This window comes from Yersinia thracica (assembly GCF_902170565.1).
In the GTDB taxonomy this organism is placed as follows: domain Bacteria; phylum Pseudomonadota; class Gammaproteobacteria; order Enterobacterales; family Enterobacteriaceae; genus Yersinia; species Yersinia thracica.
The window spans coordinates 22,339-48,297 of record NZ_CABHXX010000057.1; the positions used below are offsets into that span (position 1 = coordinate 22,339).

The following is a 25,959-nucleotide window of genomic DNA, read 5'->3' on the forward strand; positions in this document are numbered from 1 at the left end:
AAAATGAATGATATATGCAGAACTAATGATTTTATTGAAATATTTAGCTGACTAATGGATTAACATCCATAGGTTCTGTCATGAACAAAAAGTGCGGTTTTAGCAGAGTAATGGTTAGAACAAGAATAAATCCCCGCCAGTCCTTGAGTTTCAAACCGCCCGCAAGTATAGTTACGCGTCATTTTTCAGCCGCACACAAACACGTTCCTTGCCTCCATGGGCCGCGGTTGACCCTATCAGGAGGCTGAATAATCCGTAAGGAGCAATAATCGATGCGTCATTACGAAATCGTTTTTATGGTCCATCCTGACCAAAGCGAACAGGTTCCGGGCATGATCGAGCGCTATAGTGCAACAATCACTAATGCTGCTGGCACGATCCACCGTCTGGAAGACTGGGGCCGCCGTCAACTGGCTTACCCGATCAATAAACTGCACAAAGCTCACTACGTTCTGCTGAACGTAGAAGCCCCGCAGGAAGCGATCGATGAGCTGGAAACAAACTTCCGCTTCAACGACGCCGTTATCCGTAGCATGGTTATGCGCGTTAAACACGCGGTAACTGAAGCATCACCAATGGTTAAAGCGAAAGACGAACGCCGTGAGCGTCACGACTTCGCGTCAGAAGCCAATGATGATTCTGAAGCTGGGGATTCTGAAGAGTAATTGCCGTGGTGACCACTAATCGTCTGGTACTCTCTGGCACTGTGTGCAAGACACCGGTTCGAAAAGTCAGTCCTTCTGGCATTCCGCATTGTCAATTTGTGCTTGAGCACCGATCAACACAGCAGGAAGCCGGATTCAGCCGACAAACATGGTGCAGAATGCCTGTTATTGTCAGCGGACAAAAGTCACAAGCATTAACTCACAGCATAACGGTCGGCAGTCAGTTAACCGTTGAAGGCTTCATTAGCTGCCATCAAGGTCGCAATGGGCTGAACAAATTGGTTCTGCATGCCGAGCAGATTGAATTTATAGATTCTGGAGACTAGCCAAATGGCACGTTATTTCCGTCGTCGCAAGTTCTGCCGTTTTACCGCGGAAGGCGTTGTAGAGATTGATTATAAAGATATCGCTACGCTGAAAAATTATGTCACTGAAAGTGGCAAAATTGTCCCGAGCCGTATTACCGGTACTCGCGCAAAATACCAGCGTCAGCTCGCCCGTTGTATCAAGCGCGCACGCTACCTGTCTTTGTTGCCGTACACTGATCGTCATCAGTAATCGGCCACTGTCCATTAACGACTTTGAGAGGATAAGGTAATGCAAGTTATTCTGCTTGATAAAGTAGCAAACCTGGGCAGCCTGGGTGACCAAGTGAATGTTAAAGCGGGCTACGCTCGTAACTTCCTGGTTCCACAAGGTAAAGCTGTTCCGGCAACTAAGAAAAACGTAGAGTTCTTTGAAGCACGCCGTGCAGAATTGGAAGCCAAATTGGCTGGCGTTCTGGCTGCTGCTGAAGCTCGCGCTGCTAAAATTAACGAACTGGTTAGCGTTACTATCGCTTCTAAATCTGGCGATGAAGGCAAACTGTTCGGCTCTATCGGTACTCGCGACATCGCAGACGCTGTAACTGCGGCTGGCGTTGAAGTGGCCAAGAGCGAAGTTCGTTTGCCGAATGGCGTTCTGCGTACCACTGGTGAGCATGAAGTTCACTTCCAGGTACACAGCGACGTATTCGCTAAACTGAACGTGATTGTGGTTGCAGAAGCGTAAGTTACGCTACTGTTAACCTGCTAAAACGCCAGCCTCGTGCTGGCGTTTTGCTTTCTGGCGGTGTTTTGTTTTCCGGTAAAGAGAAAATAGCCGTCAGGATGCCGATTCCGATGGCAAAATATCAAACTGACATTCCTCAGCCGCCACTTCCGAACAGTGGTAAATTTCAAGAAAAGCCGTCTGCTGATACTGCCAATGAGGTTTACCACTGATGGATGCCGGCCAGGTTTTATTCCCGTAATACATATCTAACTGCCAACCCTCGGCCTGCAAGTTATAAGTACATTTTTGAAACTTCCCCTGATGGACGCTATTACCCTCCTCGTTTTCACTGTCGATAATTAACAGTGCCTCACTGAAATCTTTAATCGCGGTTTTGTTCTGCGGTATAGATCCTTGCAAGGAGCCTATCCATTTCTCATCACCGCCGGTTTCGGCGGAATAAAATAACCCTATTTGTTGGATTGTATTAATCGCTGGACAGTGCTGAGCCACTGCGCTTAATGGGGCGCAAAGTAGCCATAAAACAGGTGATTTATATTTCATAATCGCTCCCTTATGAGTATTTTCTGGTGTTATGGATGGTGTGAACCATCCAGAAACAACCTACTTCGGGAGCGGCGGGATAACACTATCAAAGAAAATAAGGCGGTAAACAGAAGTGATTAGGGGCGGCTGGGATTAACGTTCGCGACGATAACTGCCATCGTTTTGCCGGGTAAACAGCGCTTCCGGACTATTGGCGGATTCAATGGCCAGAGCCGCGACCACGCCTTCTGCATCCAGCATGATTTTAACTTCTTGCCCGGCTTTGAGGTTACTGAGTGGTTTATCATTCCCTTCAACTTGCGCCATCGCAAAAACTTCATTCACGGGCAAATTATTATCGCGAAACAGCTGCGCCAGTGTTTTCCCTGATTGAATTTGATAACTCTGCCAGTTCCCTTGTAACGGGGGTATCTGTGGAGACGCCACCGTTGGAGGTGGCGGAGCATCAAGATTACCTTGTAATTGGGCCTGTAGCGGCACGTCAGTGGACGGCGTACTCACCGGGAAGGTGTTATTGGTATTATCACGGGAAACCGGCCACAGCAGTGCCAGCAGTAATACCGTGGTCGCAATAATGACCCAACGGCGGTGAAAGAGAGGCAAAGGCTCCATCCACTCAAAACTGTCCGGTAAATGCCAGATTTTCAGTAACAGCCCTTTAATCCCTTTTTCCTGTGCAGCTGTTGCGACAGTTTCCGGGGACACATTATTTTCAGCCGAGGCGATATCCTCAGCAGGAGAAATGTGTTCAGACGCACTGACTTCTGACATCAGATTTTGATCATCAGCATTTTTAGTCTCCGGCAATACCCTCTGCCGGAAACTCAGCCAGGTGCGCAGCAATGGCTGATAAACTCGAGTGCTTTTCCTTCTCCTGGGCGCGATTCTGCCCATGGTGACCTCTCTTCAACAACATAAAATAACAAAAGGGCAATTTACCCATAGGCTTCTAAGTATAACCTTTCTTGCTTGAAGCATGACGAGTATAAACGGGGATGTTCCCCATTAGCCTGCTACCATTGTTTCTTTTTCTACGATAAAAGTCATCATTCACGAAGCAAGATTTTACCGCGCTCCCCTGCTGCTGTTATGCTGGCGGCTTCGACATGATTAGCGACTAAAGGAAAATCCATGACAACCCCTTCTTTTGATAGCGTTGAAGCGCAAGCGAGCTACGGAATTGGTTTACAAATCGGGCAGCAATTGCAAGAGTCCGGGCTGGAAGGTTTATTGCCAGAGGCATTGTTGGCAGGTTTGCGTGACGCGATGGAAGGGAATACACCGACTGTCCCTGTTGATGTAATACATCGCGCATTGCAAGAAGTGCATGAAAAAGCTGATAAAGTTCGCGTTGAACGCCAACAGGCTTTGGTAGAAGAAGGGAAAACATTCCTGGAAGAAAATGCCAAGCGTGATGATGTCACCACCACCGAGTCCGGCTTACAATTCTCTGTATTACAGGCGGGTGATGGCCCAATTCCATCTCGCCAAGACCGCGTGCGCGTGCACTATACTGGCCGCCTGGTTGACGGCACGGTATTTGATAGCTCAGTTGAGCGCGGCCAACCAGCAGAGTTCCCAGTCAGCGGCGTTATTCCCGGCTGGATTGAAGCTTTGTCCATGATGCCAGTTGGGTCTAAGTGGAAGCTGTATATCCCGCATAACCTGGCTTATGGCGAGCGTGGTGCTGGTGCGACTATCCCACCATTCAGCGCATTGATGTTTGAAGTGGAACTGCTGGAAATTCTGTAATTTCGGTAAAGAATGGCATGAGAAAGGGCGACATTATGTCGCCCTTTTTGCGTTTATTGACCAGTTCAATAATCTACAGTGAGGTTATTCGCCATCCAGTGCGCGGGGAAACAGCAAATTATTTTCCAGATGAATATGTTCCATCAGGTCAGTTATGAATTCATTGATACCGGTATAAAGCGCCCGCCAAGTGTTACAGGCACCTTCCGGTGGCGTCATATTTTGTGTCAGTTGTTTAACCACTTCCAACTGTTGCCCTACCGCATCATGCTCAGCTTCCATCACCAATATGGGCCCACCCGCCTGTGACCCCATGCCGCGTTTGATCATCGGGAACAGAATTTGCTCCTCTTTGTACATATGCTGGGTAAGCTCTTCTAAAATAGCCATAAGTTCGGTCGCCAGCCCTCGAGGGCATGCTGGTTTTTCGCCATGAACGCGCTCAACCTTTTCAGCCATTAGAATCAATTCTGGCAGTTGCTCGCGATGGCGGTTGTGATAGCGGCTGATAATAAAATCAATGATGTTCGCCAGTGGTTGTTGTTGCCAATCTTCAGATGATTGCGGCTCGGTTTGTAAGGCGCTCAACTGCGCCTCTAGCGTGTCAATATCCAGATTTAGCTTAGTGGCTGCTCGTAACAGTGTTTGCTTGCCACCACAGCAGAAATCCAACTGATTTTGACGAAATAATTTTGTTGCCCGTGGAATGGCGATAGCCAAAGCACCCAGAGACTGATTGCGGTAATCCATGATGACACCTCATTGAGTAATTAAATATCTATAAGATGCATAATAAATGCATGTTATTAATCGCGATATAGCTCTAAAGAGGTAGTAGGAGTAACAACAGCGCTCCGTAAAGCGCTGTTGTTAGCGGTTATTTCTTATGTAAATCAATTTGATACACTTCAAAACCAATCTCGTCAGTCCCCATTGCTTTCATTGGGTATTGTGCTTTTTGCTTAATAAATTCAGCGGCTTTGGCACTTGGCGAGGTTTCAAAGCGGATATCCAGCGGATGCTGACTCTCAAGAGTCGCCAGACGCCAATTGTTATCTGCTTGCGGGGTCACTTGCCCCTGTTTTTTGGTTTCCGCACTGATATACGCTGACAGAACCGCGCGGTTTTCATCCGGTGAGGCGAATGCAATATGGCTATCACCGGTACCGGCAAACTTACCGCTATAGGCGCGGTAATTGTTGGTCGCAATCAGGAATGTCGCTTTTGGATCAATAGGTTTTCCGTTGAAAGTCAGATTTTTGATGCGCTCAGCTTTGTCATTAATCAGCGCACACTCGCCGTCATAGCGAGCAGGTTGGCTGACATCAATTTCATAATTAACGCCGTCGATAACATCGAAATTATAAGTGCGGAAACCATCCCAATTAATCAGCGACTGCGGCTTGCTGCTGTTGACATCAATTTGATTAAATTGCGCGGCAGAGCACTCCAGCCACTGCTTGACGTCCGCACCACTGGCTTTGACCACCACTAAAGTGTTCGGGTAAAGGTACAAATCAGCGGCATTGCGGAAGGTCAGCTCGCCTTTTTCCACTTCGACAAAACTGGCTGGGTCATTCTTACGGCCACCGGCTTTAAAGGGCGCGGCGGCAGAAAGCACCGGTAAATCAGCTAAATCAGGATCGCCCTGAATAAAGTGTTCGGTATAGGCGCGCTGGGCATTATTGACAATTTGTATGGTCGGATCGTCTTGGATCAGTGACAAATAGCTGTACATATTATCCGAGGCTGTGCCAATCGGCTGGCTGACAAAATCGCGGGTACCTTGGTGATCGGCAGCTAACACCTTGACCAATTTGGTATTTTCGGCGGCTAATGATTTTTGTGTGGTTTTATCAAAGATAGGGCGAGCTTCGGCTTTAGCTTGAGTCACCCGCCAGGAACCTTGGTCATTATTCAACACAAAATCAACCACGCCAAGATGGTCACCCCACTGGCCGGGCATCACTGCCGGAATACCGTTGAGTGTCCCCTGCGCGATATCCGCTCCTTTGATAGCGGCAAAATCTTTGCTTGGGAACACAGCATGGGCATGACCAAACATAATGGCATCAATTCCCGGAACCTGGCTGAGGTAATAAACCGAGTTTTCCGCCATGGTTTTATAGGGGTCACTGGAGAGGCCGGAGTGGGGGATGGCGACCACTAAATCGGCACCTTGCTGGCGCATTTCCGGCACCCACTTTTTGGCCGTTTCGGTGATGTCATCGACGGTGACTTTGCCGGTGAGATTGGCTTTATCCCATATCATGACTTGCGGCGGCACAAAGCCAATATAGCCGATACGCAGATTATGGTTTTTTCCATCGCGATCTTTGACCGGAGTGTCGACAATTAAATAGGGCTGAAACAGCGGCTTACCGGTTTTGACATCAATAACGTTGGCATTCACATAGGGGAATTTGGCCCCCGCCAGTGATTTTTTCAGGTAATCCAGACCATAATTAAATTCATGGTTGCCGATGTTACCCACGGCATAGTCCAGTGTATTCATCGCCTTATAAACAGGGTGAATCTCACCGGCTTTTAGCCCTTTGGCGGCCATATAATCGCCCAGCGGGCTACCTTGAATGAGATCGCCATTATCCACCAGCACACTGTTAGTGGCTTGTTGGCGAGCGGCTTCAATAAGGCTCGCGGTGCGAACCAGACCAAACTTCTCAGTAGGTTTATCTTTGTAGTAATCGAAATCCATCATATTGCTGTGCAGATCGGTGGTTTCCAGCACTCGCAGATCAACAGTAGCGGCTTGCGCGGTTGAGGTTGCGACAGCAATCAGGCTGGCAAGGAGGGATAACGTCAGCGGGCGCTTAAACATGGCTTTCTCCATTGTGTCTTTTCCATTAACAAAACAATTCGACCTGTATCGCAAAAGAATATGTAAATTTAATAGGTCGTCATAGCAAAGTGTGAAGTTTGGCAGAAAATGGTTGCGGATAACGCCGAGATGCTCACAGTTGCAGCAGGTTAATTCCCCTGATTTCATTGGGCCTTATCCCACAAAGGTGGCTATTTGGCTGGAAAATTATTAGTCTGCCAAAGGGATGTTCGGCTTTGTAATGATTAATTTTTATTTTAGTTTTACGTTCTAAAATGAATATAGAGTGAGTGAGACCTGACAGGAACCCTTATTGATTTAAGCATCACTATCAATATTCGACATACTCATAATACCAAGGGGTGGATGATGTTAGAGCAAATTTGCCAACTGGCCCGCGAAGCAGGCGTGGCGATTATGGCGGTCTATCAGGGCGAGAAGCCCCTTGATGTGGCCCATAAAAAGGATGATTCGCCGGTCACGGCGGCGGATCTAGCGGCTCACCAGATTATCAAAGCTGGGTTAGCAGCATTGACCCCCGATATCCCGCTGTTATCGGAAGAAGATCCTCCTACTTGGGCGGTGCGGCAGCACTGGCAGCGCTATTGGCTGGTTGATCCACTGGATGGTACCAAGGAATTCCTAAACCGTAATGGCGAGTTTACTGTCAATATCGCCCTGATTGACCAAGGGGTGCCGGTGTTGGGGGTGGTTTACACCCCGGTGACCGAGGTGATGTACAGCGCGGAAAACGGTCAGGCGTGGAAAGAAGAGTGTGGTCGGCGCATGCAGATTGAGGTGCGTGATGCCGTCCCGCCGCTGGTGGTGGTCAGCCGCTCCCACAGTGATGCTGAACTGGAAGATTATTTGGCGCAATTGGGCGAGCATCAGACGGTAGCAGTTGGCTCATCACTCAAGTTTTGTTTGGTCGCCGAAGGAAAAGCACAGTTATACCCCCGCTTTGGGCCAACGAATATATGGGATACGGCGGCCGGGCATGCTGTTGCTATGGCGGCTGGGGCGCAGGTTCACGATTGGCAGGGTAAACCACTGTCTTACACCCCCCGTGAATCTTTCCTGAACCCCGGCTTTCGGGTGTCTATATTCTAATTCTATTGTTTCACGAGCTGGTGCAGTTGGTCGATGACCTGCTGCACTTCTGCGGGGGTCAGCGCGCCGTCTTTGAAAAATTTAACATTTCCTTGCTGATCCAGAACCACAATAGCCGAGCCTTTCTCCGCTAAACCCCAAGCCTTTTTGACATTCCCGGTGCTGTCTACCACAAACTGCGACCAAGGGAATTCCCGCTTATTGGTTTCAATGCTATTACGCACAAACACCGCGGTGCCGAAGATAGCGTCATCGGTATTGACGATTGTCGTCGTTTGGTAATGTTGGTGTGGCAGATTAGCGTGCTTGATAGCTTCCACTAGCGGTGCATTCAGTTCTTTTGCTGCTGTGCGGCCCGCAATATGCTGGACAACTCGCACTTTTCCCGGCAATTGTGCGCTATTCCAGTTTTTGTAGCTAAACTGATCACTAGCCTTATCGTAATTTAATTCGCCTTTATCACTGACACCTACCGGCGGCACTCGCTGGTCAACTTGAATGGTGAGAGCGCTGGCCATTAATGGGGTGAAAAGCAGCGATAGTATAAGCAGGCTATTTTTTATCATGGGATGTCCTTTTGGATCTTATGGCTATTATGAGTCATGTCGGTACTTATTCCTGTAAACAGGCAAGTTTCCCAATAATAGGTGCAGATCAGAGGTCTGTCCTGTTTGTCTAAAAGAATTATTTCTGACAGTAACTAGATGGTTATTCTGTTACAAACTCTCATTTTCTCTCAATAATACTGTAATATTGTGTAAATGCAGCATCAATGACTGGTTTTGTAGGAACTTAACCCCATACTCTAGGTCTATTACTCTGCAATTATCTTACGCCACCTGCTCACTTGGTCGCTAAGGTGCCAAAGGGTGCGTATCAGTGCTAAGGGAGGAAAGTAAAACAATGAGGATCTTCCAACGTTACAACCCGGCAAAAATCGCGATGTATGTCAAAACACTGTTTCGCGGCCGGTTGTATATCAAGGATATGGGGGCTTTTGAGTTTGATAAGGGCAAAATTTTAATCCCGAAAGTTAGGGATAAGCGCCACTTTGAGGTGATGTCGGAAGTTAACCGGCAAGTGATGCGGCTACAAACAGAAGTCTAGCGACATCTCCGAACAGAATTAATCGCGGCCCCTAATTAGGGGCCGCTAATGTTTTCAGCAATCACGATTTCGGTTAGCTGGCCGGCTATGCATCACTGCTTTCATGCGGCGCTTTCGGCAATATTGGGGTCGGCTGGTCACTGAATCTGGTCACCAATAACTGATCGATTTTGTAGCTATCAATGTCCACCACTTCAAACTTGTAACCGGCATACTTGACGAAATCGGTGCGCTTGGGAATTTTGCGCAGCATATACATCATAAAGCCGCCGATGGTTTCATAATTGCCGGATTGCGGGAATTCATCAATATGCAGAACGCGCATGACATCTTCAATTGGGGTGCCGCCCTCAATCAGCCACGAGTTTTCATCACGGGCCACAATCTGTTCTTCTTGCCCTTGGCCGACTAAATCGCCCATCAGCGTGGTCATCACGTCATTCAGGGTAATTATCCCCACGACCAAAGCGTATTCGTTAAGAATAACTGCGAAGTCTTCACCCGCCGTTTTAAAGCTTTCCAGGGCTTCAGAGAGGGTCAGAGTGTCCGGCACGATCAACGCCGAGCGGATTTGCACTCCACTGCTGAGCACCAAACTTTGGTTGCCCAACACCCGGTTCAGCAAGTCTTTGGAGTCAACATAACCCACCACTTGATCAATATGACCATCACAGACCAAAAATTTTGAATGCGGATGGGTCGAAATCTTTTCTTTGATGCTGTCTTCACTTTCCCGTAGATCAAAATAAATCACACTTTCGCGGGATGTCATGGAAGAGGGGACGGTGCGAGATTCCAGCTCAAAGACGTTTTCAATCAGTTCGTGCTCTTGTTTGCGTAATACCCCCGCCAATGCACCTGCCTCTACCACGGCGTAGATATCATCTGATGTGATGTCGTCATTGCGAACCATTGGCAGTTTGAATAGGCGGAAGATCAGATTCGCCATCCCATTGAAGAACCAAACTAATGGGCGACAAATCATTATGCAGAAGCGCATCGGGTTGACGATACGAACGGCAACCGCTTCAGGTGAAATCATACCGATGCGCTTCGGGGTTAAATCTGCAAACAAGATAAATAAGCTGGTTACCAGCGCAAACGAGCAAATGAAGCTGACTTGATCAGCAAGCTCCGGCGACATAATGCGTTCGAATATCACTTTGAAAGAAGGGGAGAATGCGGCATCACCGACAATACCGCCGAGGATAGCAACGGCATTCAGCCCAATCTGTACCACGGTGAAGAAAATCCCCGGAGTTTCTTGTAATTTAAGTACCCGTAAGGCGTTGATATCGCCTTCATCCGCCAGAAGTTTTAATTTAATTTTTCGCGATGCTGCCAGTGAAATCTCGGATAACGAGAAAAAGGCACTCACTGCGATTAAAAATAGAATCAGTAAAATACTGTTTAACATAATCTGTCCGTGTCGTACCGACGATAGCGCCGGCGCTCGTAAGGAAGGGCCATACTGTTTTATTGGGTTAACTCAATGAGTTCAATGTTGAATTCAAGATGACGGCAGAAAGCCGCTATCGGGCTGAGTAAACAGCCCGAAGTAGTATAGCAGTAGCGGCGAGAGCGCCGCCAGCCTTACAAATTAGGTGGCATACAAACGCCAATGCCGCCCAGGCCGCAATATCCCTGCGGGTTTTTGTATAAATACTGCTGATGGTCATCTTCAGCATAGTAAAACGGCAGGGCGACAGTGATGTCACTGGTAATCATCCGGCGGTCACCGGCTTTTTCCATGGCTTGCTGGAACAGTGCTTTGCTCTCTTGCGCTTGCGCTTCCTGCTCGGGTGTCAGCACGTAAATGGCTGAACGATATTGAGTTCCGACATCTCCCCCCTGGCGCATGCCTTGAGCGGGATCGTGATTTTCCCAGAAAATCTGTAATAGTTGTTTATAGCTAATCATGGCGGGGTCAAAAACCACGCGCACCACTTCGGCATGGGCGGTGCGCCCGCTGCACACTTCATGATAGGTTGGATTTGGGGTATATCCACCACTGTAGCCCGCGGCGGTACTATAAACGCCCGGTTGCTGCCAAAATAGGCGCTCGACACCCCAGAAACAGCCCATGGCGAAGATAGCAACTTCCCTATTTTCAGGTACATGCGTCATGGAATGCCCATTAACCACATGGAGAGTTGCTACTGGCATCGGTGTCAGTCGCCCCGGTAAAGCATTCGCCACATCAATGACGGTAGTTTTATCAAAATTTTGCACCACAATAGACTCCGATGTTTACAGTTAATCCTAAGTTTACAGTAAATAACTAACAAGATGTTTACAGTGAATGGTTATAGATAGTTGTATCTGATTGCGAGTTTGCACACAATAAGACCCATTCCACGTTAATGTAGCGGCTTAAGGTGGAGTTTTAGGGGTAATAGGCTTAGATCGGTCTTTGTACGCGGGATAATATACTCGTCATACTTCAAGCTGCATGTGCGTTGGCTACGTTCAATCACCCGAATCACTTACAAAACAGTAAGCTCATCGGGTTTCTCTCGCTTGCCGCCTTCCTGCAACTCGAATTATTTAGAGTATAGTGTGTTTGATTGGACTTTTTTTTCACACATGCCCGTAAGATCGTTTTTTTATAGGACAGTACAATTCACCAGGAGCGCGCGTGCCACGATACCCTATTCTATGTTTTTTGTGTGTATTGCTCGCCACACCCATTGCCTATGCGGCCAATGTTCGGTTGCAGGTAGAGGGCCTTAGCGGGGATTTAGAGAGAAACGTCAGGGCGCGTTTATCAACAATTGGCACTGATGAAATCACGGCTGATGGGCGCTTTCGCTCGCGGGTGGATGAAGCCATTCGCCAGGGGCTACGGGCTTTGGGTTATTACGACCCCACCATCACTTTTGATTTACAGGAGCGCCCAGCGCCCGCGCGCTCAGTTTTAGTCGCCAAAGTGGTTCCCGGAGAGCCAGTCTTAATTGCTGGTGTGGATATTGTGCTGCAAGGCGGGGCGAAAACAGATCCCGCTTATCAGGCACTGGTGCGCCGCGATACGCCCAAAATTGGCTCGGTGCTTAATCATGGCGATTTTGATAATTTCAAAAGTTCATTGACCGGCCTGGCATTACGCCGGGGTTATTTCGATGCCAATATGATCAAAAGCCAGTTAGGTGTTGCCGCAGAACTGCGCCAAGCTTTCTGGGATATTGATTTCGACAGCGGCGAGCGCTATCGCTTCGGTAAAGTTATCTTCCAGGGCGCGCAAATCCGTGAGGATTTTTTGCAAAATTTAGTGCCATTTCATGAGGGGCAATTGTACTCCGCCGATGATCTGGCTGAACTGAACCGCCGTCTTTCTGCGACTAACTGGTTTAACTCGGTGGTCGTCTCACCCGATTTCCGCGATGCGAAAAAAACCAGAATCCTGCCGCTCGATGCAGTGGTGACGCCACGAACAGAAAATACAGTGGAACTGGGGGGCGGCTATGCTACCGATGTCGGCCCGCGTTTGACCGCCAGTTGGCGTAAACCTTGGGTGAACTCCTACGGCCACAGTCTCACCACCAGCACCAGCCTCTCGGCACCTGAGCAGACGCTGGATTTCAGCTATCGCATTCCGCTGTTAAAAAACCCGCTTGAACAATATTACCTGTTGCAGGGCGGGTTTAAACGCACGGATCTGAATGACACCAAATCAGATACCACCACCCTTAACGTCGCCCGTTTCTGGGATTTATCCAGCGGTTGGCAGCGGGCAATCAACCTGCGCTGGAGTCTGGATCACTTTACTCAGGGCAGCGTGACGGACACCACCATGCTGCTGTATCCAGGGGTGAGTATTAACCGCACCCGCCAGCGCGGTGGGGCAATGCCGGTCTGGGGTGATAGCCAGCGCTATTCCATTGATTGGTCTGATACCACTTGGGGGTCCGATGTTGATTTCGGCATCTTCCAGGCGCAAAACGTGTGGATACGCACCTTGGGTGAGAAAAACCGTTTTGTCGCGCGCGGCAATTTGGGCTGGATTGAAACCAATAACTTTGACCGCGTGCCGCCGTCACTGCGCTTCTTCGCCGGTGGGGACCGCAGCATTCGCGGTTATAAATTTCGTGATGTTTCTCCGCGCGACAGTGAAGGTAAGTTAACCGGTGCCTCTAAATTAGCCACCGGCTCCCTCGAATATCAATATAACGTCACTGGCCGATGGTGGGGCGCGGTATTCGTCGATACCGGTGAAGCGGTAAATGATATTCGCAAGAGTGATTTAAAAACCGGTGCCGGGGTCGGGGTGCGTTGGGCTTCCCCGGTTGGCCCGATTAAGCTGGATATCGCGAAACCTATTGGTGACAACGAAGCACGTGGCGTGCAATTTTATATCGGTTTGGGGCCTGAACTATGACTCACATAAAAGAACCGACGCAAATAGAGGAACAGATGCCGGTAAAAAAACCGATGCCGGTAAAGAAACTAAGGTGGGTAAAGAGACTCAGTATTGCGTTTCTGCTCATTATCCTGCTGTTGGTCGGAACTCTGGCGGGCTTACTCGGCACCACCAGCGGTTTGCATTTTTTGATCAACAGTGCCGCGCGTTGGGTGCCTGGCCTGGATATAGCCAGTGTCAGCGGGGGCTGGCGTGACATGACACTCAAAGGTATTCAGTACCAAATGCCGGGTGTCAGTGTCAAAGCCGGGCAGTTTCATCTGTCTTTACAGCTTTCATGCTTGAAACGCAGTGAACTGTGCGTCAACGCGCTGACCGCCCAAGATGTGGATGTGGTGGTGGATACCAAAGCCATGGAGCCTGCGGCAGAAACCCCGGCCAGCACTGAGCCGATGGGCGAACTGAGCACCCCGTATCCCATTACTTTACGTTTGCTGTCGCTGAATAATGTCAAAGTGACTATTGATGACACCGCGATTTCACTGGATGAATTCCGCACAGGCGCTCATTGGCAGCAGCGGGCGTTAGACTTGATGCCGACTAAAATCAGTGGGTTATTGATAGCATTGCCGAAAACCGTGCCCGCTATCGTCCCTGATGCCGCTAAACCTGCGGTTGAAACCGCCATCGCCGTCAAAGAAGCAGTTGAGCAACAGGCCGCAGCTCCCGCACCACCTGAAACCCCGCTGGGGGAAACCTTAAAAGAACTGTTTGCCAAGCCGTTATTGCCCGATTTGCCGGACTTCCGGCTGCCACTGGATTTACAGATTAAAGAAATTTCAGGGCAACAACTCCGGCTGACCGGTGATACCGATGTGCTTATCAGCAGTGTTTTACTGCAAGCCAGTACCCAAGAAAACCGCATCACACTGAATACGCTCGATATAAAATCGCCGCAGGGGACATTGTCCGCCCAGGGTGAGGCAACACTGGCGGATAAGTGGCCGCTGAGTATCACCATCAATAGTGGGTTGAACATTGAGCCACTGAAAGGCGAGAAAGTGAAGCTGACTGTGGGCGGCGCACTACGTGAGCAGCTCAAGGTCGCGCTTAATTTGTCTGGCCCGGTCAGTGCGCAACTGGAGGCTGAAACCGCGTTGTCACAGGCGGGTTTGCCAATGGCACTCACTCTGCAAAGCAAACAATTGCATTGGCCACTGAGCGGCGAACCTCAGTTTCAACTCGATAATCTTAGAATGCGCTTCAATGGGGCGGCGACAGATTATGCGCTCTCCATTCGCTCGGATGTTAAAGGAACCGACTTGCCGCCCGCGATTTTCACTTTGGATGGCAAAGGGAATGTCGAGCAATTCAATCTGACGCGCCTACGTCTGGCGGCGCTGCAAGGTAATACTGACCTGACCGGGGTGGTGGATTGGAGTAAAGCAATCAGCTGGAACTCGGTATTAACCCTATCGGGCATTAATACCGCCAAACAGTGGCCGGAATGGCCAGCAAAACTGGATGGCAAGATTGTGACTCGCGGCAGTCTCCACGGCGGTAGCTGGCAATTACAGGTGCCGGAGCTAACACTGGACGGCAATGTAAAACAAAATCGCGTCACTGCGCGCGGTTCATTGACCGGCAATGCAGCGGGTCAGTGGCATATTCCGGGCATCAATCTGGCATTAGGGCGCAATAAGCTGGATGTCAAAGGCGACCTGAATGATAACTGGCTGCTTGATGCCAATGTCGATGCGCCGCAACTGGACGGCGCGTTGCCGGGGTTGGGCGGTGTCGTCAAAGGGACACTGAAATTACGCGGGAACCTAAAAGCGCCACAGTTATTGGCGGATCTCACCGCGAATCGTCTGCAATGGCAAGAATTGACCATTAACCGGGTCAAAATTGATGGCGATGTTCGCTCGACAGATCAAATTCAGGGCCAGTTGGCCATCAGAGTCGAGCAGCTCAAGCAAGCTGACTTGCTGGTCAGCCTCCTGACATTGGATGCCCGTGGCAGTGAAAAACAGCATCAGTTACGCCTCAACATGCAGGGCGAGCCGGTTTCCGGCCAGTTGGCGTTAGAGGGAAGCTTCGACCGGCAGCAAGAGCGCTGGCGCGGAACGCTGAATAACACGCGCTTTGATACGCCGGTTGGTGAATGGCGCTTAAGCCGTGCCATTGCATTGGATTACCAAAATACCCTCGAGCGGGTCACCATCGGGCCACATTGTTGGCTTAACCCGAATGCCGAGCTTTGTGTGCCGCGCGCGATTGAAGCCGGCCCGAGTGGGCAGGCGGCGGTGATACTGAATCGCTTTGATTTAGCGATGATAAAACCTTTTCTTGGCCCAGATACCACCATGAGTGGCGTGTTCAGCGGGCGGGCTGATGTGAGTTGGAAGGCCGGTGGCAGCTTGCCGGATGTGCGGGTGTCACTCAGTGGTAATGGCGTCAAAGTCCAGCAAATGGTGCAGGGCAACCCGCTGCCGATTGCCTTTGAAACCCTGAATCTGAATGGTGGCATAGCGAATGGGCAGGTTCGGGCCGACTGGTTGATTAAGTTGGTGAATAATGGTCAATTCTCCGGGCAGGTGCAGGTGGCTGACCCGGAAGGGCGGCGTAATTTATCCGGTAACATTGCCATCAGTAATTTCTCGCTAGCAATGATTAACCCGATTCTGAGTGACGGTGAAAAAGCCGCTGGGACATTAAACGCCAACCTCCGTTTGGGCGGCAATGCGAAAAGCCCATTAGTCTTTGGGCGGTTAGCGCTGGATAATGTGGATGTCGATGGTAGCTGGATGCCATTTGATATCACCGAAGGGCGTCTGGCGATGAATTTCGACGGGATGACCTCGACACTGGAGGGGCTGATTCGCACCTCTCAGGGGCAGCTTAATCTCTCCGGCGATGCTGACTGGCGTGATATTAATGCCTGGCGGGCCAGAATTGCGGCGAAAGGCAATAAGTTGCGAGTGACTGTCCCGCCGATGGTGCGGATTGATGTTTCGCCGGACATTGTTTTTGAAGCCACGCCGCAACTGTTTACCCTTAATGGCTCGGTCGATATCCCGTGGGCGCGCATTACCGTGCAAGAAGTGCCAGAAAGCGCGGTCGGCGTCTCGCCTGATGAAGTGATGCTCAATAATGATTTGAAGCCCATTTCACCGCGTTCAGCCAGCATCCCGATTAACAGTAATCTGGTGATTCGGGTGGGTAATGATGTTCGCCTGAATGCATTTGGCCTGAAAGCGCGCTTACAAGGCAATTTGAAAATGGTGCAGGATCAGCGCGGGTTAGGGCTGAATGGGCAGATTAATATCCCATCCGGCAGCTTCCGCGCTTATGGTCAGGACTTGATTGTTAACAAAGGAATATTGCTGTTCTCCGGGCCACCGGATCAGCCGTTACTCAATATTGAGGCCATCCGCAACCCTGATGCGACCGCCAATGGCGTGACGGCGGGCGTGCGGGTGACCGGCATGGCGGACTCACCACGGCTGGAAATATTCTCAGACCCGGCGATGTCGCAGCAAGAAGCATTATCCTATCTGTTACGTGGGCAGGGCTTGGGCAATTCCGGGGCTGACAGCGGCATGATGACCTCAATGCTGGTCGGTATGGGCGTGGCGCAAAGTGGTAAGCTGGTGGGTAAAATCGGCGAGGCATTTGGTGTCAGTAATTTGGCGCTGGATACTCAAGGAGTTGGCGATAGCTCACAAGTGGTGGTGAGTGGCTATGTCACCAAAGACCTACAAATCAAATACGGTGTCGGTATATTTGATTCGCTGGCTACGTTAACATTACGTTATCGGTTGATGCCAAGGTTGTATCTGGAAGCGGTGTCTGGTATTGATCAGGCATTAGATGTGCTTTATCAGTTTGAGTTCTAACAATGCGAATTATTGTCTACGGTAGTTTACGGCGCAAGCAAGGTAATAGTCACTGGATGACGGACGCCCAGTTGTTGGGCGAACATGACCTTGAAGGCTTTGATATGTACAATTTAGGTCACTATCCGGCAGTTGTTCCCGGAGACGGCACTGTGCATTGTGAAGTTTATCGGATTAACTCGTCTATTATGAATGAGTTAGATGAACTAAAAAGTAATACCAAGGATTATCGCCGTGAGTTGATCCAAACGCCATACGGCAGTGCCTGGATATATCTTTATCGTTTACCGATTGAAGGGTTACCGCGCATTTATAGTGGTGATTGGCTCAAGCGCAATGAAGAAAATGAAAAGCCACAAACTTAGACATCTACATAAAGAAAAATAAAAACACCGCGCAATGGCGGTGTTTTTGCTGTTCATTCAAAAAGCACTTCTTCAGGAAGTGCTTTTTGTTATGTTATTTTTTCAATATAAAACAGAGAGTTACTTCTTCGCGCGCTCGAAAGAAGACAAGATCTCAGCTTTAGCTGCGGCGGCATCTTCCCAACCGTCAACTTTCACCCACTTGCCAGTTTCCAGATCTTTGTAATGCTCAAAGAAATGTTTGATCTGAGCTTTCAGCAGCTCTGGCAGATCCTGCACGTCTTTAACGTGGTCATATTCTTTGGTCAGTTTGCTGTGCGGAACCGCAACCAGTTTGGCATCTTCGCCAGCTTCGTCAGTCATCTTCAACACGCCAACTGGGCGGCAACGAATAACTGCACCTGGCTGCAACGGATACGGCGTTGGCACCAGCACATCAACCGGGTCCCCATCTAATGACAAGGTGTTGTTGATGTAACCGTAGTTGCACGGATAAAACATGGCAGTAGACATGAAGCGGTCTACAAACAGAGAGCCAGTCTCTTTATCGATTTCATATTTGATCGGATCTGCATTGGCAGGGATTTCGATCACAACATAGATATCTTCTGGCAGGTCTTTACCTGCAGGTACGTCGTTCAAGCTCATGTCGGTTTCCTTTTATCAAACCAGAAATGGAGTGCTGGCTATTATAGCCAAGTCTTATCTGAATTCCTGTCCTTTTCATTGCTTGATGGCGGTGAGATTGCCTGAATCAGGGCTATTTCATTGAGATAAAATCCCGTCATTAGCTAAATGTATCTATTTTAAGCTGTTTTCCCGGTGATAGTTCAAGACGACTCTGTGACAGCCGATAACTTAATCAAGCAATAAGACCGCCCGCTGTACTGCTAACACTTTGTAATCTTAACCATTTGCACACAACCGGAAAAAACCGATGTTAAAAAAGATTACCATTAAAAATGGGCTTATTGCTCAATTAAGCCTTATGTCATTGATTTTATTAGTTGTTAGTATCATTGGCGTAAATTCAATTCAAGAAAGCTCACGTGCATTACAAGTTATCAATCAAATCCAGGGAGAGGAACTGGGGTCGTTATCGAATAGCTTCAATGCCACATTAAGCGCCAGAACTGAAGCCGCGCTGGCAATCCATCAGTTAGAAATTGGGCTGATTGATGAATCATTAGAAACAGCAAGGCAGGCCGAAGAGTCATTGGCATTGTCACAAAAAGAGATGGCCCATTTTATTCGCGCGGTATCTGAGCGGGGAGACGGACAGACACTGGCGACTAATATCCAAAAAAGCTATAAAGATTATGTGGATAAGGGTGTGACTCCCATGCTGGTTGCTATTAAAGCGGGCTATGCGGATGAGTATTATGAGGTGCTGGAAAAGAGCATTACTGCTATCAGTAAAGCTTTTAATAATGATGTCGTGGCTTTTCGCAGTTATGCGCAGAATGCTGGCCATCTACAAATTGATAAAGCCAATAGTGCCGCCAATATCAAACTGACGATCATTGTGGTTGCGGGGATAATTACCTTAACTTCTGCGGTGTTGGCTTGGTTTGCGCTTAAATACATTATCTTGCGGCCATTGGAGCAATCAATTCATCAGTTGGAATATATAGCCGCTGGTGATTTAACCCGCAGTATTAACAGTGAAGGCAACACGGAATTGGCTCGGCTAGCAAGAGCACTGGAAACCATGCAGCAATCTCTGGTGGTGTCGGTCAGTCATGTTCGTGATGTTGGTGGGCAAATTGGGGTGGGTTCGCGGGAGTTAGCCGCAGGTAACACCCATTTAGCTGAACGAACGGAAGAATCGGCATCTTCATTAGAACAGACTGCGGCCAGTATGGAGCAGTTGACCTCGACAGTGAAAATGAATGCTGAAAACTCAGATCAGGCTAATCGCCTGGCGATGAGTGTGTCGGACATCGCCAATAAAGGCAGCAAAGTTGTCAGCCATGTGGTTGATAAAATGCAGGCAATTACCACCAGTTCGCGCCGCATCTCCGATATTATTGCAGTCATTGACGGCATTGCGTTTCAGACTAACATTCTGGCGCTTAACGCCGCAGTTGAAGCAGCCAGAGCCGGTGAGCAGGGCCGTGGTTTTGCGGTGGTCGCGGGTGAAGTTCGTAACCTGGCACAGCGCAGCGCGCAATCAGCAAAAGAAATTAAAAATTTGATTATGGAGTCGCAAAGTCGTGTGCGGGAAGGTGCGGATATGGCTGAATCCGCAGGGAAAACTATGCATGAGATTGCTGATGAAGTCAGTCGCGTGACTGCATTGATGCGCGAGATATCAGCAGCTTCTTATGAGCAAAGTAGCGGTATTGAACAAGTGAATGTGGCAATTGCTCAAATGGATCAGGTTGCGCAGCAGAACGCGACACTGGTCGAACAGGCCGCTGCGGCGACGCGTTCATTGGAGGAGCAAGCTGATGCATTGTCAGCCAGTATGGCGGTATTTAAATTACAGGGTGATGAGCTGGCGATTGTGGCATAAAAAACAGCGGCTTAGTGGCCGCTGTTCTCGGATACAAAACGTCAATATCAAGCCACTCAATAGGTGGCTTTTATGATATTACTGAGCTTCTTCATCCGGGAATTTGGCGATAAAGCCTTCGGCATCTTCCACCATGGATTTAGTCCCGACGAAGAAAGGTGCGCGCTGATGCAGTTTCTCCGGCACGATATCCAGAATGCGGTTAACCCCATCAGTGGCTTTCCCGCCAGCTTGTTCTGCCAGGAACGCCATTGGATTGCATTCGTACAGCAAACGCAGTTTCCCTTGCGGATGGCTGGCGGTACTTGGATAAATATAAATCCCGCCTTTCAATAGGTTACGATGGAAGTCAGCCACCAATGAGCCAATATAGCGCGAGGTATAAGGGCGGTGAGTGGCTTCATCCTGCTCCTGGCAATACTTAATGTATTTCTTCACACCCAGAGGGAATTTAATGTAGTTCCCTTCGTTGATGGAATACATGCAACCGGTTGCGGGATAACGCACTTTTTCGCCGGATAAACAGAAAACACCCAGTGACGGATCATAAGTGAAAGTATGGACGCCATAACCCGTGGTATACACCAACATGGTTGAAGAACCGTACACCACGTAACCTGCGGCAACTTGTTTGGTGCCAGGTTGCAGGAAGTCAGCTTCAGTAATCGGTGTACCAAATGGGGTGATGCGACGATAGATGGAGAAAATAGTACCGACGGACACATTCACGTCAATATTTGAAGAACCATCCAGTGGGTCCATCAGAACCACATATTTGGCATTTTCTGCGCGGCCACCATCAAAGATAACAATGTCATCTTCTTCTTCGGAAGCGATACCGGCCACTTCGCCACGCGCTTTTAGGGCTGCTTTCAATTTTTCATTGGCAAACAAGTCCAGTTTCATCTGGTCTTCGCCCTGAATATTTGAAACACCGCTCGCACCTAAAATATCAACCAGACCTGCTTTGTTGATGTCGCGATGAATGATTTTTGCGCCGAGTTTGATTGCTGAAAGTAATGCAGTTAATTCGCCGGTGGCGTGAGAGAAATCTAGCTGCTTCTCAACGATGAATTCGCCTAACGTTTTCATGACACAATCCCTGAATCTACGGTTAAATATCGATTTATTAACGAACAACTCACTTAATGGCAGCAGTGTAGCCCAAAGGTGAGAATGATTCATAGGCAATTCCATTTCTTCTCTTTGATTCTGAGCGGTAGAATGGTGACAAACTCGAAGCTTATTAATACGGAAAATTTATGCGCATTCACATATTAGGTATCTGCGGCACTTTTATGGGCGGCCTGGCTATGCTTGCTCGCTCATTAGGTCATGAAGTGACGGGATCGGATGCTAACGTGTATCCACCGATGAGCACATTGCTGGAGAATCAAGGGATCAACTTGATCCAGGGATATTCTCCGGCTCAACTGGATCCCGCTCCAGATCTCGTCATCATCGGCAATGCCATGACTCGCGGAAATCCCTGTGTTGAAGCGGTATTGGAACGCGGCATTCCTTATACTTCTGGCCCACAATGGCTGCATGATCATGTGTTGCCAGAGCGCTGGGTATTGGCCATCGCCGGTACCCACGGTAAAACCACCACTGCCGGGATGGTGACCTGGATACTGGAAGCTTGCGGCTATGAGCCCGGTTTTGTCATTGGTGGCGTGCCGGGTAATTTCGATGTCTCCGCCCGTTTAGGTCATAGCCCATTCTTTGTTATTGAAGCGGATGAATATGATTGCGCCTTCTTTGATAAACGCTCTAAATTTGTTCACTACAGCCCAAGAACTTTGGTCATGAATAACCTCGAGTTCGATCATGCTGATATCTTTGATGATCTTAAGGCGATCCAGAAGCAATTCCATCATTTGGTGCGCTTAGTTCCAGGAACAGGCAAAATTATCGTGCCGGATAATGACAATCATTTGAAACAAGTGATGACAATGGGCTGCTGGAGTGAACAAGAACTGGTGGGCGAAACGGGCAGTTGGTTTGCCCGTAAAGTTGCGGTAGATGCCAGTGTCTATGAAGTGTTCCTCGACAATGAGTTAGTGGGCGAGGTCAGCTGGTCATTGGTGGGCGAGCATAATATGCATAATGGTTTGATGGCCATTGCCGCCGCCCGTCATGTCGGCGTGTTACCGGCAGATGCTTGTCGGGCACTGGGTGATTTTATTAATGCGCGTCGCCGGTTGGAATTACGCGGTGAAGCTCATGGTGTTACGGTTTACGATGATTTTGCTCATCACCCCACGGCAATTCTCGCAACACTGGCGGCCCTGCGCAGCAAAGTGGGCGGAACCGCACGCATTCTGGCTGTACTAGAACCGCGTTCTAACACCATGAAGTTAGGTATGTGTAAAAATGAACTCGCGCCGTCATTGGGCCGTGCTGATGAAGTATTCCTGTTCCAGCCGCAGCATATTCCTTGGCAAGTCGTCGAAGTTGCCGAAGCCTGTATTCAGCCAGCGCATTGGAGTGCTGATATTGATACGTTAGTTGATATGGTTATCAAAACAGCGCAACCAGGGGATCACATTCTGGTGATGAGTAATGGCGGTTTTGGCGGGATTCACGACAAGTTATTGAATGAATTGAGTAAAAAAGAAGAGCACGAAGCGCAATCTCAGGAATAAGTCGGATAAAAAAATCCCCCGCATAGCGGGGGTAAAAGGGTTCGTCGGATAGACGACGAGGGATTATTCTGTTGCAGTGCTGATTTAATTCGCCAACTTGTTTCAATCGATACTCTATTCAATATGCTGGAAATGAATGTTTCAATAGATTGAATAAACCATCATGCTGGAAAGTATGCCCCTACGAGCGGGGCATTTACTTTCATGCTTAGCGCATAATCTTATTTGTAAATCTTAGCTGTTGCGTGCCAATTATTTTCTTCACGAGCTTCAATCACTTTGTAAGCTTTAGCGCCCATGGCATCGGCTTTCTCAGACAGCGCCTGACGAATATCAGAAGGTGCGCCATTCAGGCCACTGACGGTAATAGTGCCCATCGGCTGTAAGTTCGTGGCTTGGTTTTCGCTGATTGAATCAGCTGCAAAAACACCAAATGACAGTGCAGATAGAATGCTCATGGTCGCGATAGTAGTTTTAACTTTCATATTATTGCCTCTATTTATTCTTTTATCACTTCACAGGAAGTGTGATTTACGTCACGAAAATGAGTATACATCTAGTAACTGAGAATATTAATAGTCCGCTAATAATATTTAGCGTCACTTTACCCTTGGTTATTACTTTTTAAGAACTAAAAGGAATAAAAAATGATTAAAAAACAGCAAGTTTGTTAAAAAAGATATTGATTTCAATGAAATGAGTGTTTTTGACTAAAAGTGCGAAAGAGTCTGGTGGGTTTGACCATTGATAAGAGGAAAACAGAATTATTTTGTGGCGCAGAGAGAAGTAGGGAGTCGGATACCCTGGTTAAGAGTTAAAGGGGCAGATGATAAAGAGAATAGAGGAACAGGCTCAAAAACATAATGCGGCGCATCACGCCGCACCAGATAAAGTGCCGAGTTAAAGCTCTTGCTCGAACAAGCGGAGGATAGCCTCATGTAACTGTTCGACAGTGAAACCTCTGGCCGGCGTGGTGAAGATGGTGTCGTCACCGGCAATGCTACCTAAAATACCTTCCGCTTTACCTAATGAGTCCAGCATGCGGGCAATCAATTGGGCTGCTCCTGGGCTGGTATTAATCACGACTACCGAATCGTTATAATCGACATCTAATACCAAGTTCTTTAGCGGGCTGCTGGTGGTCGGAACCCCTAATTCAGCCGGTAAACAATAAACCATTTCCATTTTTGCATTACGCGTTCTGACCGCACCAAATTTGGTCAACATACGCGAAACTTTGGACTGGTTAATATTTTCGAAACCTTCTTCCTGCAAGGCTAAAACGATTTCACCTTGAGAACTGAATTTCTCTTCTTTCAATAACGCTTTAAACGCCTTGATAAGATCTTCTTGTTTGGCGGGGTTACGCATAGTTTATGCCCTGAACAGTCAATCGTGAATAGGATTATTATGCATATAAATGAATTTTTATGCAACATGACTATGGAGTATTGGCGATAAAAGCCCTGATATCAAGGTGCGCTGGAATGTTAACATCATCTTACTGTTACAATTATGCTAAATATGCTTTTATTAACATTTGGTTTGAGTAGCTAAAATGTTATTAAAATGATGTTGTTTTGATGTGAAAAAAGGGTGTAATGTAACCGCCGATTAACCTGTCATGAATACTGCGAGGAATTTTAGAATAATGTGCGCTATATCATTAATGAATAAGCGATTTACTCTAAAATATACAAACCTTATGCGCCTTTTTGATGCGTGATATCTCAATCTGACTGTTAATAGATTGTGTTTAAAATCGCAATAAATTAAGGTTCGTAACTAGATGAATTCACGGCAAATTTAAATTAAATATAATAAGGAGTATAGGATGAAAGTTGCAGTTCTCGGTGCCGCTGGTGGTATCGGCCAGGCCCTCGCTCTTCTACTCAAGACCCAGCTTCCTTCAGGTTCAGACCTCTCATTATATGATATCGCGCCAGTGACTCCTGGTGTTGCGGTTGATCTGAGCCATATCCCGACTGCTGTTAATATTAAAGGCTTCAGCGGTGAAGATGCTACCCCAGCCCTGGAAGGGGCAGATATTGTTCTGATCTCTGCGGGTGTAGCACGTAAACCTGGTATGGATCGTTCAGATCTGTTCAATGTTAACGCCGGTATCGTACGTAATCTGGTTGAGCAAATCGCGCGTACTTGCCCGAAAGCATTAATCGGTATCATTACTAACCCAGTGAATACCACGGTGGCTATCGCAGCTGAAGTGCTGAAAAAAGCCGGTGTTTACGACAAAAACAAATTATTCGGTATTACTACGCTGGATGCCATCCGCTCAAACACCTTTGTGGCTGAACTGAAAGGCAAACAACCTCAGGATATCGAAGTGCCAGTTATTGGTGGCCACTCAGGTGTGACCATCCTGCCATTACTTTCACAAATTCCAGGTATCAGCTTCACAGAACAAGAAGTTATTGATCTGACAAAGCGTATCCAGAATGCAGGTACTGAAGTGGTTGAAGCAAAAGCCGGTGGCGGGTCAGCGACTCTGTCTATGGGGCAAGCTGCTGCACGCTTTGGTCTTTCTTTGGTTCGCGCTCTGCAAGGCGAAAGCAATGTTGTGGAATGTTCTTACGTTGAAGGCGATGGCAAATATGCCCGCTTCTTCGCTCAGCCAATTCTATTGGGCAAAAACGGCGTAGCAGAACGTAAAGATATCGGCAAACTGAGTGCTTTTGAACAACAAGCGCTGGAAAGCATGCTAGATGTCCTGCACAAAGATATTGAGTTAGGCGAGCAGTTCGTCAAATAACTCGGTGTAGCAGGGGCTAAAGTCGCCCCTGAAATGACACCATCAACCGCCGAAGCAGTTTATCGGCGGTTTAATGAGATGGTCACCCCCACCCTGTGAGCGGTAAGCTGACAGGGTTTTCTTTTGGAGGGATCATCATGCAAAACGTTACGCTCATCGGTATCGATCTTGGTAAGAATTCATTCCATATTCCTTGCCAGGAAAAACACGGCAACCCATTATTACGCAAGAAGTTTTCCCGTACTCAACTCACCCAGTCACTGCCAGCCTGCTGGCGACCAAATTGGGGGACGGTAAAAACTATGCCAGCAGCCGGGATTTTGCGGCATC

General features: G+C 48.3%; 24 protein-coding genes and 1 pseudogene. 14 read left to right on the plus strand and 11 right to left on the minus strand.

Annotated features, from left to right (window positions below):
- The first annotated feature begins 272 nt into the window (after nt 1-272).
- Genes rpsF through rplI form a run of 4 tightly spaced genes read left to right on the plus strand, consistent with a single transcriptional unit; the run spans nt 273 to nt 1,715 of the window.
- A complete protein-coding gene (gene rpsF, locus FTA91_RS06635; RefSeq protein ID WP_002210153.1) occupies nt 273-665 on the plus strand; it encodes a 30S ribosomal protein S6 in 393 nt (130 codons plus the stop codon).
- Between the two features lie 5 nt (nt 666-670).
- On the plus strand, nt 671-991 hold the full coding sequence (gene priB, locus FTA91_RS06640; protein WP_049613473.1) for a primosomal replication protein N: 321 nt from the start codon (nt 671-673) through the stop codon (nt 989-991).
- Nucleotides 992-995: 4 nt separating this feature from the next.
- Nucleotides 996-1,223 carry a 30S ribosomal protein S18 gene (gene rpsR / locus FTA91_RS06645; protein WP_004392491.1) on the plus strand — a complete coding sequence of 76 codons (228 nt, stop codon included), beginning with the start codon at nt 996-998 and terminating at the stop codon, nt 1,221-1,223.
- A 39-nt stretch (nt 1,224-1,262) separates the two neighbouring features.
- Nucleotides 1,263-1,715: a 50S ribosomal protein L9 gene (gene rplI, locus FTA91_RS06650; protein WP_038636905.1), complete on the plus strand. Its 453-nt coding sequence runs from the start codon at nt 1,263-1,265 to the stop codon at nt 1,713-1,715.
- 93 nt (nt 1,716-1,808) lie between these two features.
- On the opposite strand, the gene FTA91_RS06655 is transcribed toward rplI, so the two are convergent.
- Together FTA91_RS06655 and FTA91_RS06660 are read right to left on the minus strand one after the other, a co-directional pair.
- Entirely contained in the window at nt 1,809-2,261 is a 453-nt protein-coding gene (locus tag FTA91_RS06655) for a DUF3757 domain-containing protein (protein WP_050115054.1), read from the minus strand.
- A gap of 135 nt (nt 2,262-2,396) precedes the next feature.
- On the minus strand, nt 2,397-3,158 hold the full coding sequence (locus FTA91_RS06660) for an OapA family protein (protein ID WP_050115056.1): 762 nt from the start codon (nt 3,156-3,158) through the stop codon (nt 2,397-2,399).
- 237 nt (nt 3,159-3,395) lie between these two features.
- On the opposite strand from FTA91_RS06660, the gene FTA91_RS06665 reads away from it, so the two are divergent.
- Nucleotides 3,396-4,016, plus strand: coding sequence for a peptidylprolyl isomerase (locus FTA91_RS06665; protein WP_004875448.1), 621 nt, complete (start codon nt 3,396-3,398; stop codon nt 4,014-4,016).
- An 84-nt stretch (nt 4,017-4,100) separates the two neighbouring features.
- Here the strand turns inward: FTA91_RS06665 and ytfE are convergent, their stop codons facing one another.
- Complete coding sequence (ytfE, locus tag FTA91_RS06670; protein ID WP_050115058.1) at nt 4,101-4,766, minus strand: iron-sulfur cluster repair protein YtfE; 666 nt, start codon at nt 4,764-4,766, stop codon at nt 4,101-4,103.
- Nucleotides 4,767-4,893: 127 nt separating this feature from the next.
- The gene (locus FTA91_RS06675; RefSeq protein WP_050115060.1) at nt 4,894-6,867 is read right to left on the minus strand and encodes a bifunctional 2',3'-cyclic-nucleotide 2'-phosphodiesterase/3'-nucleotidase; all 1,974 of its coding nucleotides are present in this window, start codon (nt 6,865-6,867) and stop codon (nt 4,894-4,896) included.
- 357 nt (nt 6,868-7,224) lie between these two features.
- Between FTA91_RS06675 and cysQ the strand changes: the two genes are divergently transcribed.
- Nucleotides 7,225-7,965 (plus strand): 3'(2'),5'-bisphosphate nucleotidase CysQ, encoded by a 741-nt coding sequence (cysQ, locus tag FTA91_RS06680; protein ID WP_050115062.1) that lies wholly within the window; start codon nt 7,225-7,227, stop codon nt 7,963-7,965.
- Nucleotides 7,966-7,967: 2 nt separating this feature from the next.
- On the opposite strand, the gene FTA91_RS06685 is transcribed toward cysQ, so the two are convergent.
- Nucleotides 7,968-8,531, minus strand: a complete 564-nt coding sequence (locus tag FTA91_RS06685; RefSeq protein WP_050115063.1) for a YtfJ family protein — start codon at nt 8,529-8,531, stop codon at nt 7,968-7,970.
- Nucleotides 8,532-8,868: 337 nt separating this feature from the next.
- On the opposite strand from FTA91_RS06685, the gene FTA91_RS06690 reads away from it, so the two are divergent.
- Nucleotides 8,869-9,072, plus strand: coding sequence for a DUF1107 domain-containing protein (locus FTA91_RS06690; RefSeq protein WP_005156335.1), 204 nt, complete (start codon nt 8,869-8,871; stop codon nt 9,070-9,072).
- A gap of 85 nt (nt 9,073-9,157) precedes the next feature.
- On the opposite strand, the gene paeA is transcribed toward FTA91_RS06690, so the two are convergent.
- The gene (gene paeA / locus FTA91_RS06695; RefSeq protein WP_145534391.1) at nt 9,158-10,489 is read right to left on the minus strand and encodes a polyamine export protein PaeA; all 1,332 of its coding nucleotides are present in this window, start codon (nt 10,487-10,489) and stop codon (nt 9,158-9,160) included.
- A 176-nt stretch (nt 10,490-10,665) separates the two neighbouring features.
- Nucleotides 10,666-11,304: a peptide-methionine (S)-S-oxide reductase MsrA gene (msrA, locus tag FTA91_RS06700; RefSeq protein WP_072082652.1), complete on the minus strand. Its 639-nt coding sequence runs from the start codon at nt 11,302-11,304 to the stop codon at nt 10,666-10,668.
- Nucleotides 11,305-11,710: 406 nt separating this feature from the next.
- Between msrA and tamA the strand changes: the two genes are divergently transcribed.
- Genes tamA through FTA91_RS06715 form a run of 3 tightly spaced genes read left to right on the plus strand, consistent with a single transcriptional unit; the run spans nt 11,711 to nt 17,693 of the window.
- Nucleotides 11,711-13,447 (plus strand): autotransporter assembly complex protein TamA, encoded by a 1,737-nt coding sequence (gene tamA, locus FTA91_RS06705; RefSeq protein WP_050115069.1) that lies wholly within the window; start codon nt 11,711-11,713, stop codon nt 13,445-13,447.
- A 53-nt stretch (nt 13,448-13,500) separates the two neighbouring features.
- On the plus strand, nt 13,501-17,328 hold the full coding sequence (gene tamB / locus FTA91_RS06710; RefSeq protein ID WP_222423114.1) for an autotransporter assembly complex protein TamB: 3,828 nt from the start codon (nt 13,501-13,503) through the stop codon (nt 17,326-17,328).
- Nucleotides 17,329-17,330: 2 nt separating this feature from the next.
- Nucleotides 17,331-17,693 carry a gamma-glutamylcyclotransferase family protein gene (locus tag FTA91_RS06715; RefSeq protein WP_050115074.1) on the plus strand — a complete coding sequence of 121 codons (363 nt, stop codon included), beginning with the start codon at nt 17,331-17,333 and terminating at the stop codon, nt 17,691-17,693.
- A 120-nt stretch (nt 17,694-17,813) separates the two neighbouring features.
- On the opposite strand, the gene ppa is transcribed toward FTA91_RS06715, so the two are convergent.
- The gene (gene ppa, locus FTA91_RS06720; protein WP_004875436.1) at nt 17,814-18,341 is read right to left on the minus strand and encodes an inorganic diphosphatase; all 528 of its coding nucleotides are present in this window, start codon (nt 18,339-18,341) and stop codon (nt 17,814-17,816) included.
- 289 nt (nt 18,342-18,630) lie between these two features.
- On the opposite strand from ppa, the gene FTA91_RS06725 reads away from it, so the two are divergent.
- Entirely contained in the window at nt 18,631-20,211 is a 1,581-nt protein-coding gene (locus FTA91_RS06725) for a methyl-accepting chemotaxis protein (protein WP_145534394.1), read from the plus strand.
- A gap of 78 nt (nt 20,212-20,289) precedes the next feature.
- Here FTA91_RS06725 and fbp read toward each other — a convergent pair whose 3' ends face one another.
- Complete coding sequence (gene fbp / locus FTA91_RS06730; protein WP_004389206.1) at nt 20,290-21,303, minus strand: class 1 fructose-bisphosphatase; 1,014 nt, start codon at nt 21,301-21,303, stop codon at nt 20,290-20,292.
- 170 nt (nt 21,304-21,473) lie between these two features.
- Between fbp and mpl the strand changes: the two genes are divergently transcribed.
- The gene (gene mpl / locus FTA91_RS06735) at nt 21,474-22,859 is read left to right on the plus strand and encodes a UDP-N-acetylmuramate:L-alanyl-gamma-D-glutamyl-meso-diaminopimelate ligase (RefSeq protein WP_050115078.1); all 1,386 of its coding nucleotides are present in this window, start codon (nt 21,474-21,476) and stop codon (nt 22,857-22,859) included.
- A 221-nt stretch (nt 22,860-23,080) separates the two neighbouring features.
- Here mpl and yhcN read toward each other — a convergent pair whose 3' ends face one another.
- Both yhcN and argR read right to left on the minus strand, forming a co-directional pair.
- On the minus strand, nt 23,081-23,344 hold the full coding sequence (gene yhcN / locus FTA91_RS06740) for a peroxide/acid stress response protein YhcN (RefSeq protein ID WP_050115079.1): 264 nt from the start codon (nt 23,342-23,344) through the stop codon (nt 23,081-23,083).
- A 415-nt stretch (nt 23,345-23,759) separates the two neighbouring features.
- Complete coding sequence (gene argR / locus FTA91_RS06745; protein WP_050115081.1) at nt 23,760-24,230, minus strand: transcriptional regulator ArgR; 471 nt, start codon at nt 24,228-24,230, stop codon at nt 23,760-23,762.
- A gap of 463 nt (nt 24,231-24,693) precedes the next feature.
- Between argR and mdh the strand changes: the two genes are divergently transcribed.
- A complete protein-coding gene (mdh, locus tag FTA91_RS06750; RefSeq protein WP_038636841.1) occupies nt 24,694-25,629 on the plus strand; it encodes a malate dehydrogenase in 936 nt (311 codons plus the stop codon).
- Nucleotides 25,630-25,766: 137 nt separating this feature from the next.
- Nucleotides 25,767-25,959 (plus strand): annotated as a pseudogene (locus tag FTA91_RS20295) (hypothetical protein); the annotation flags it as partial.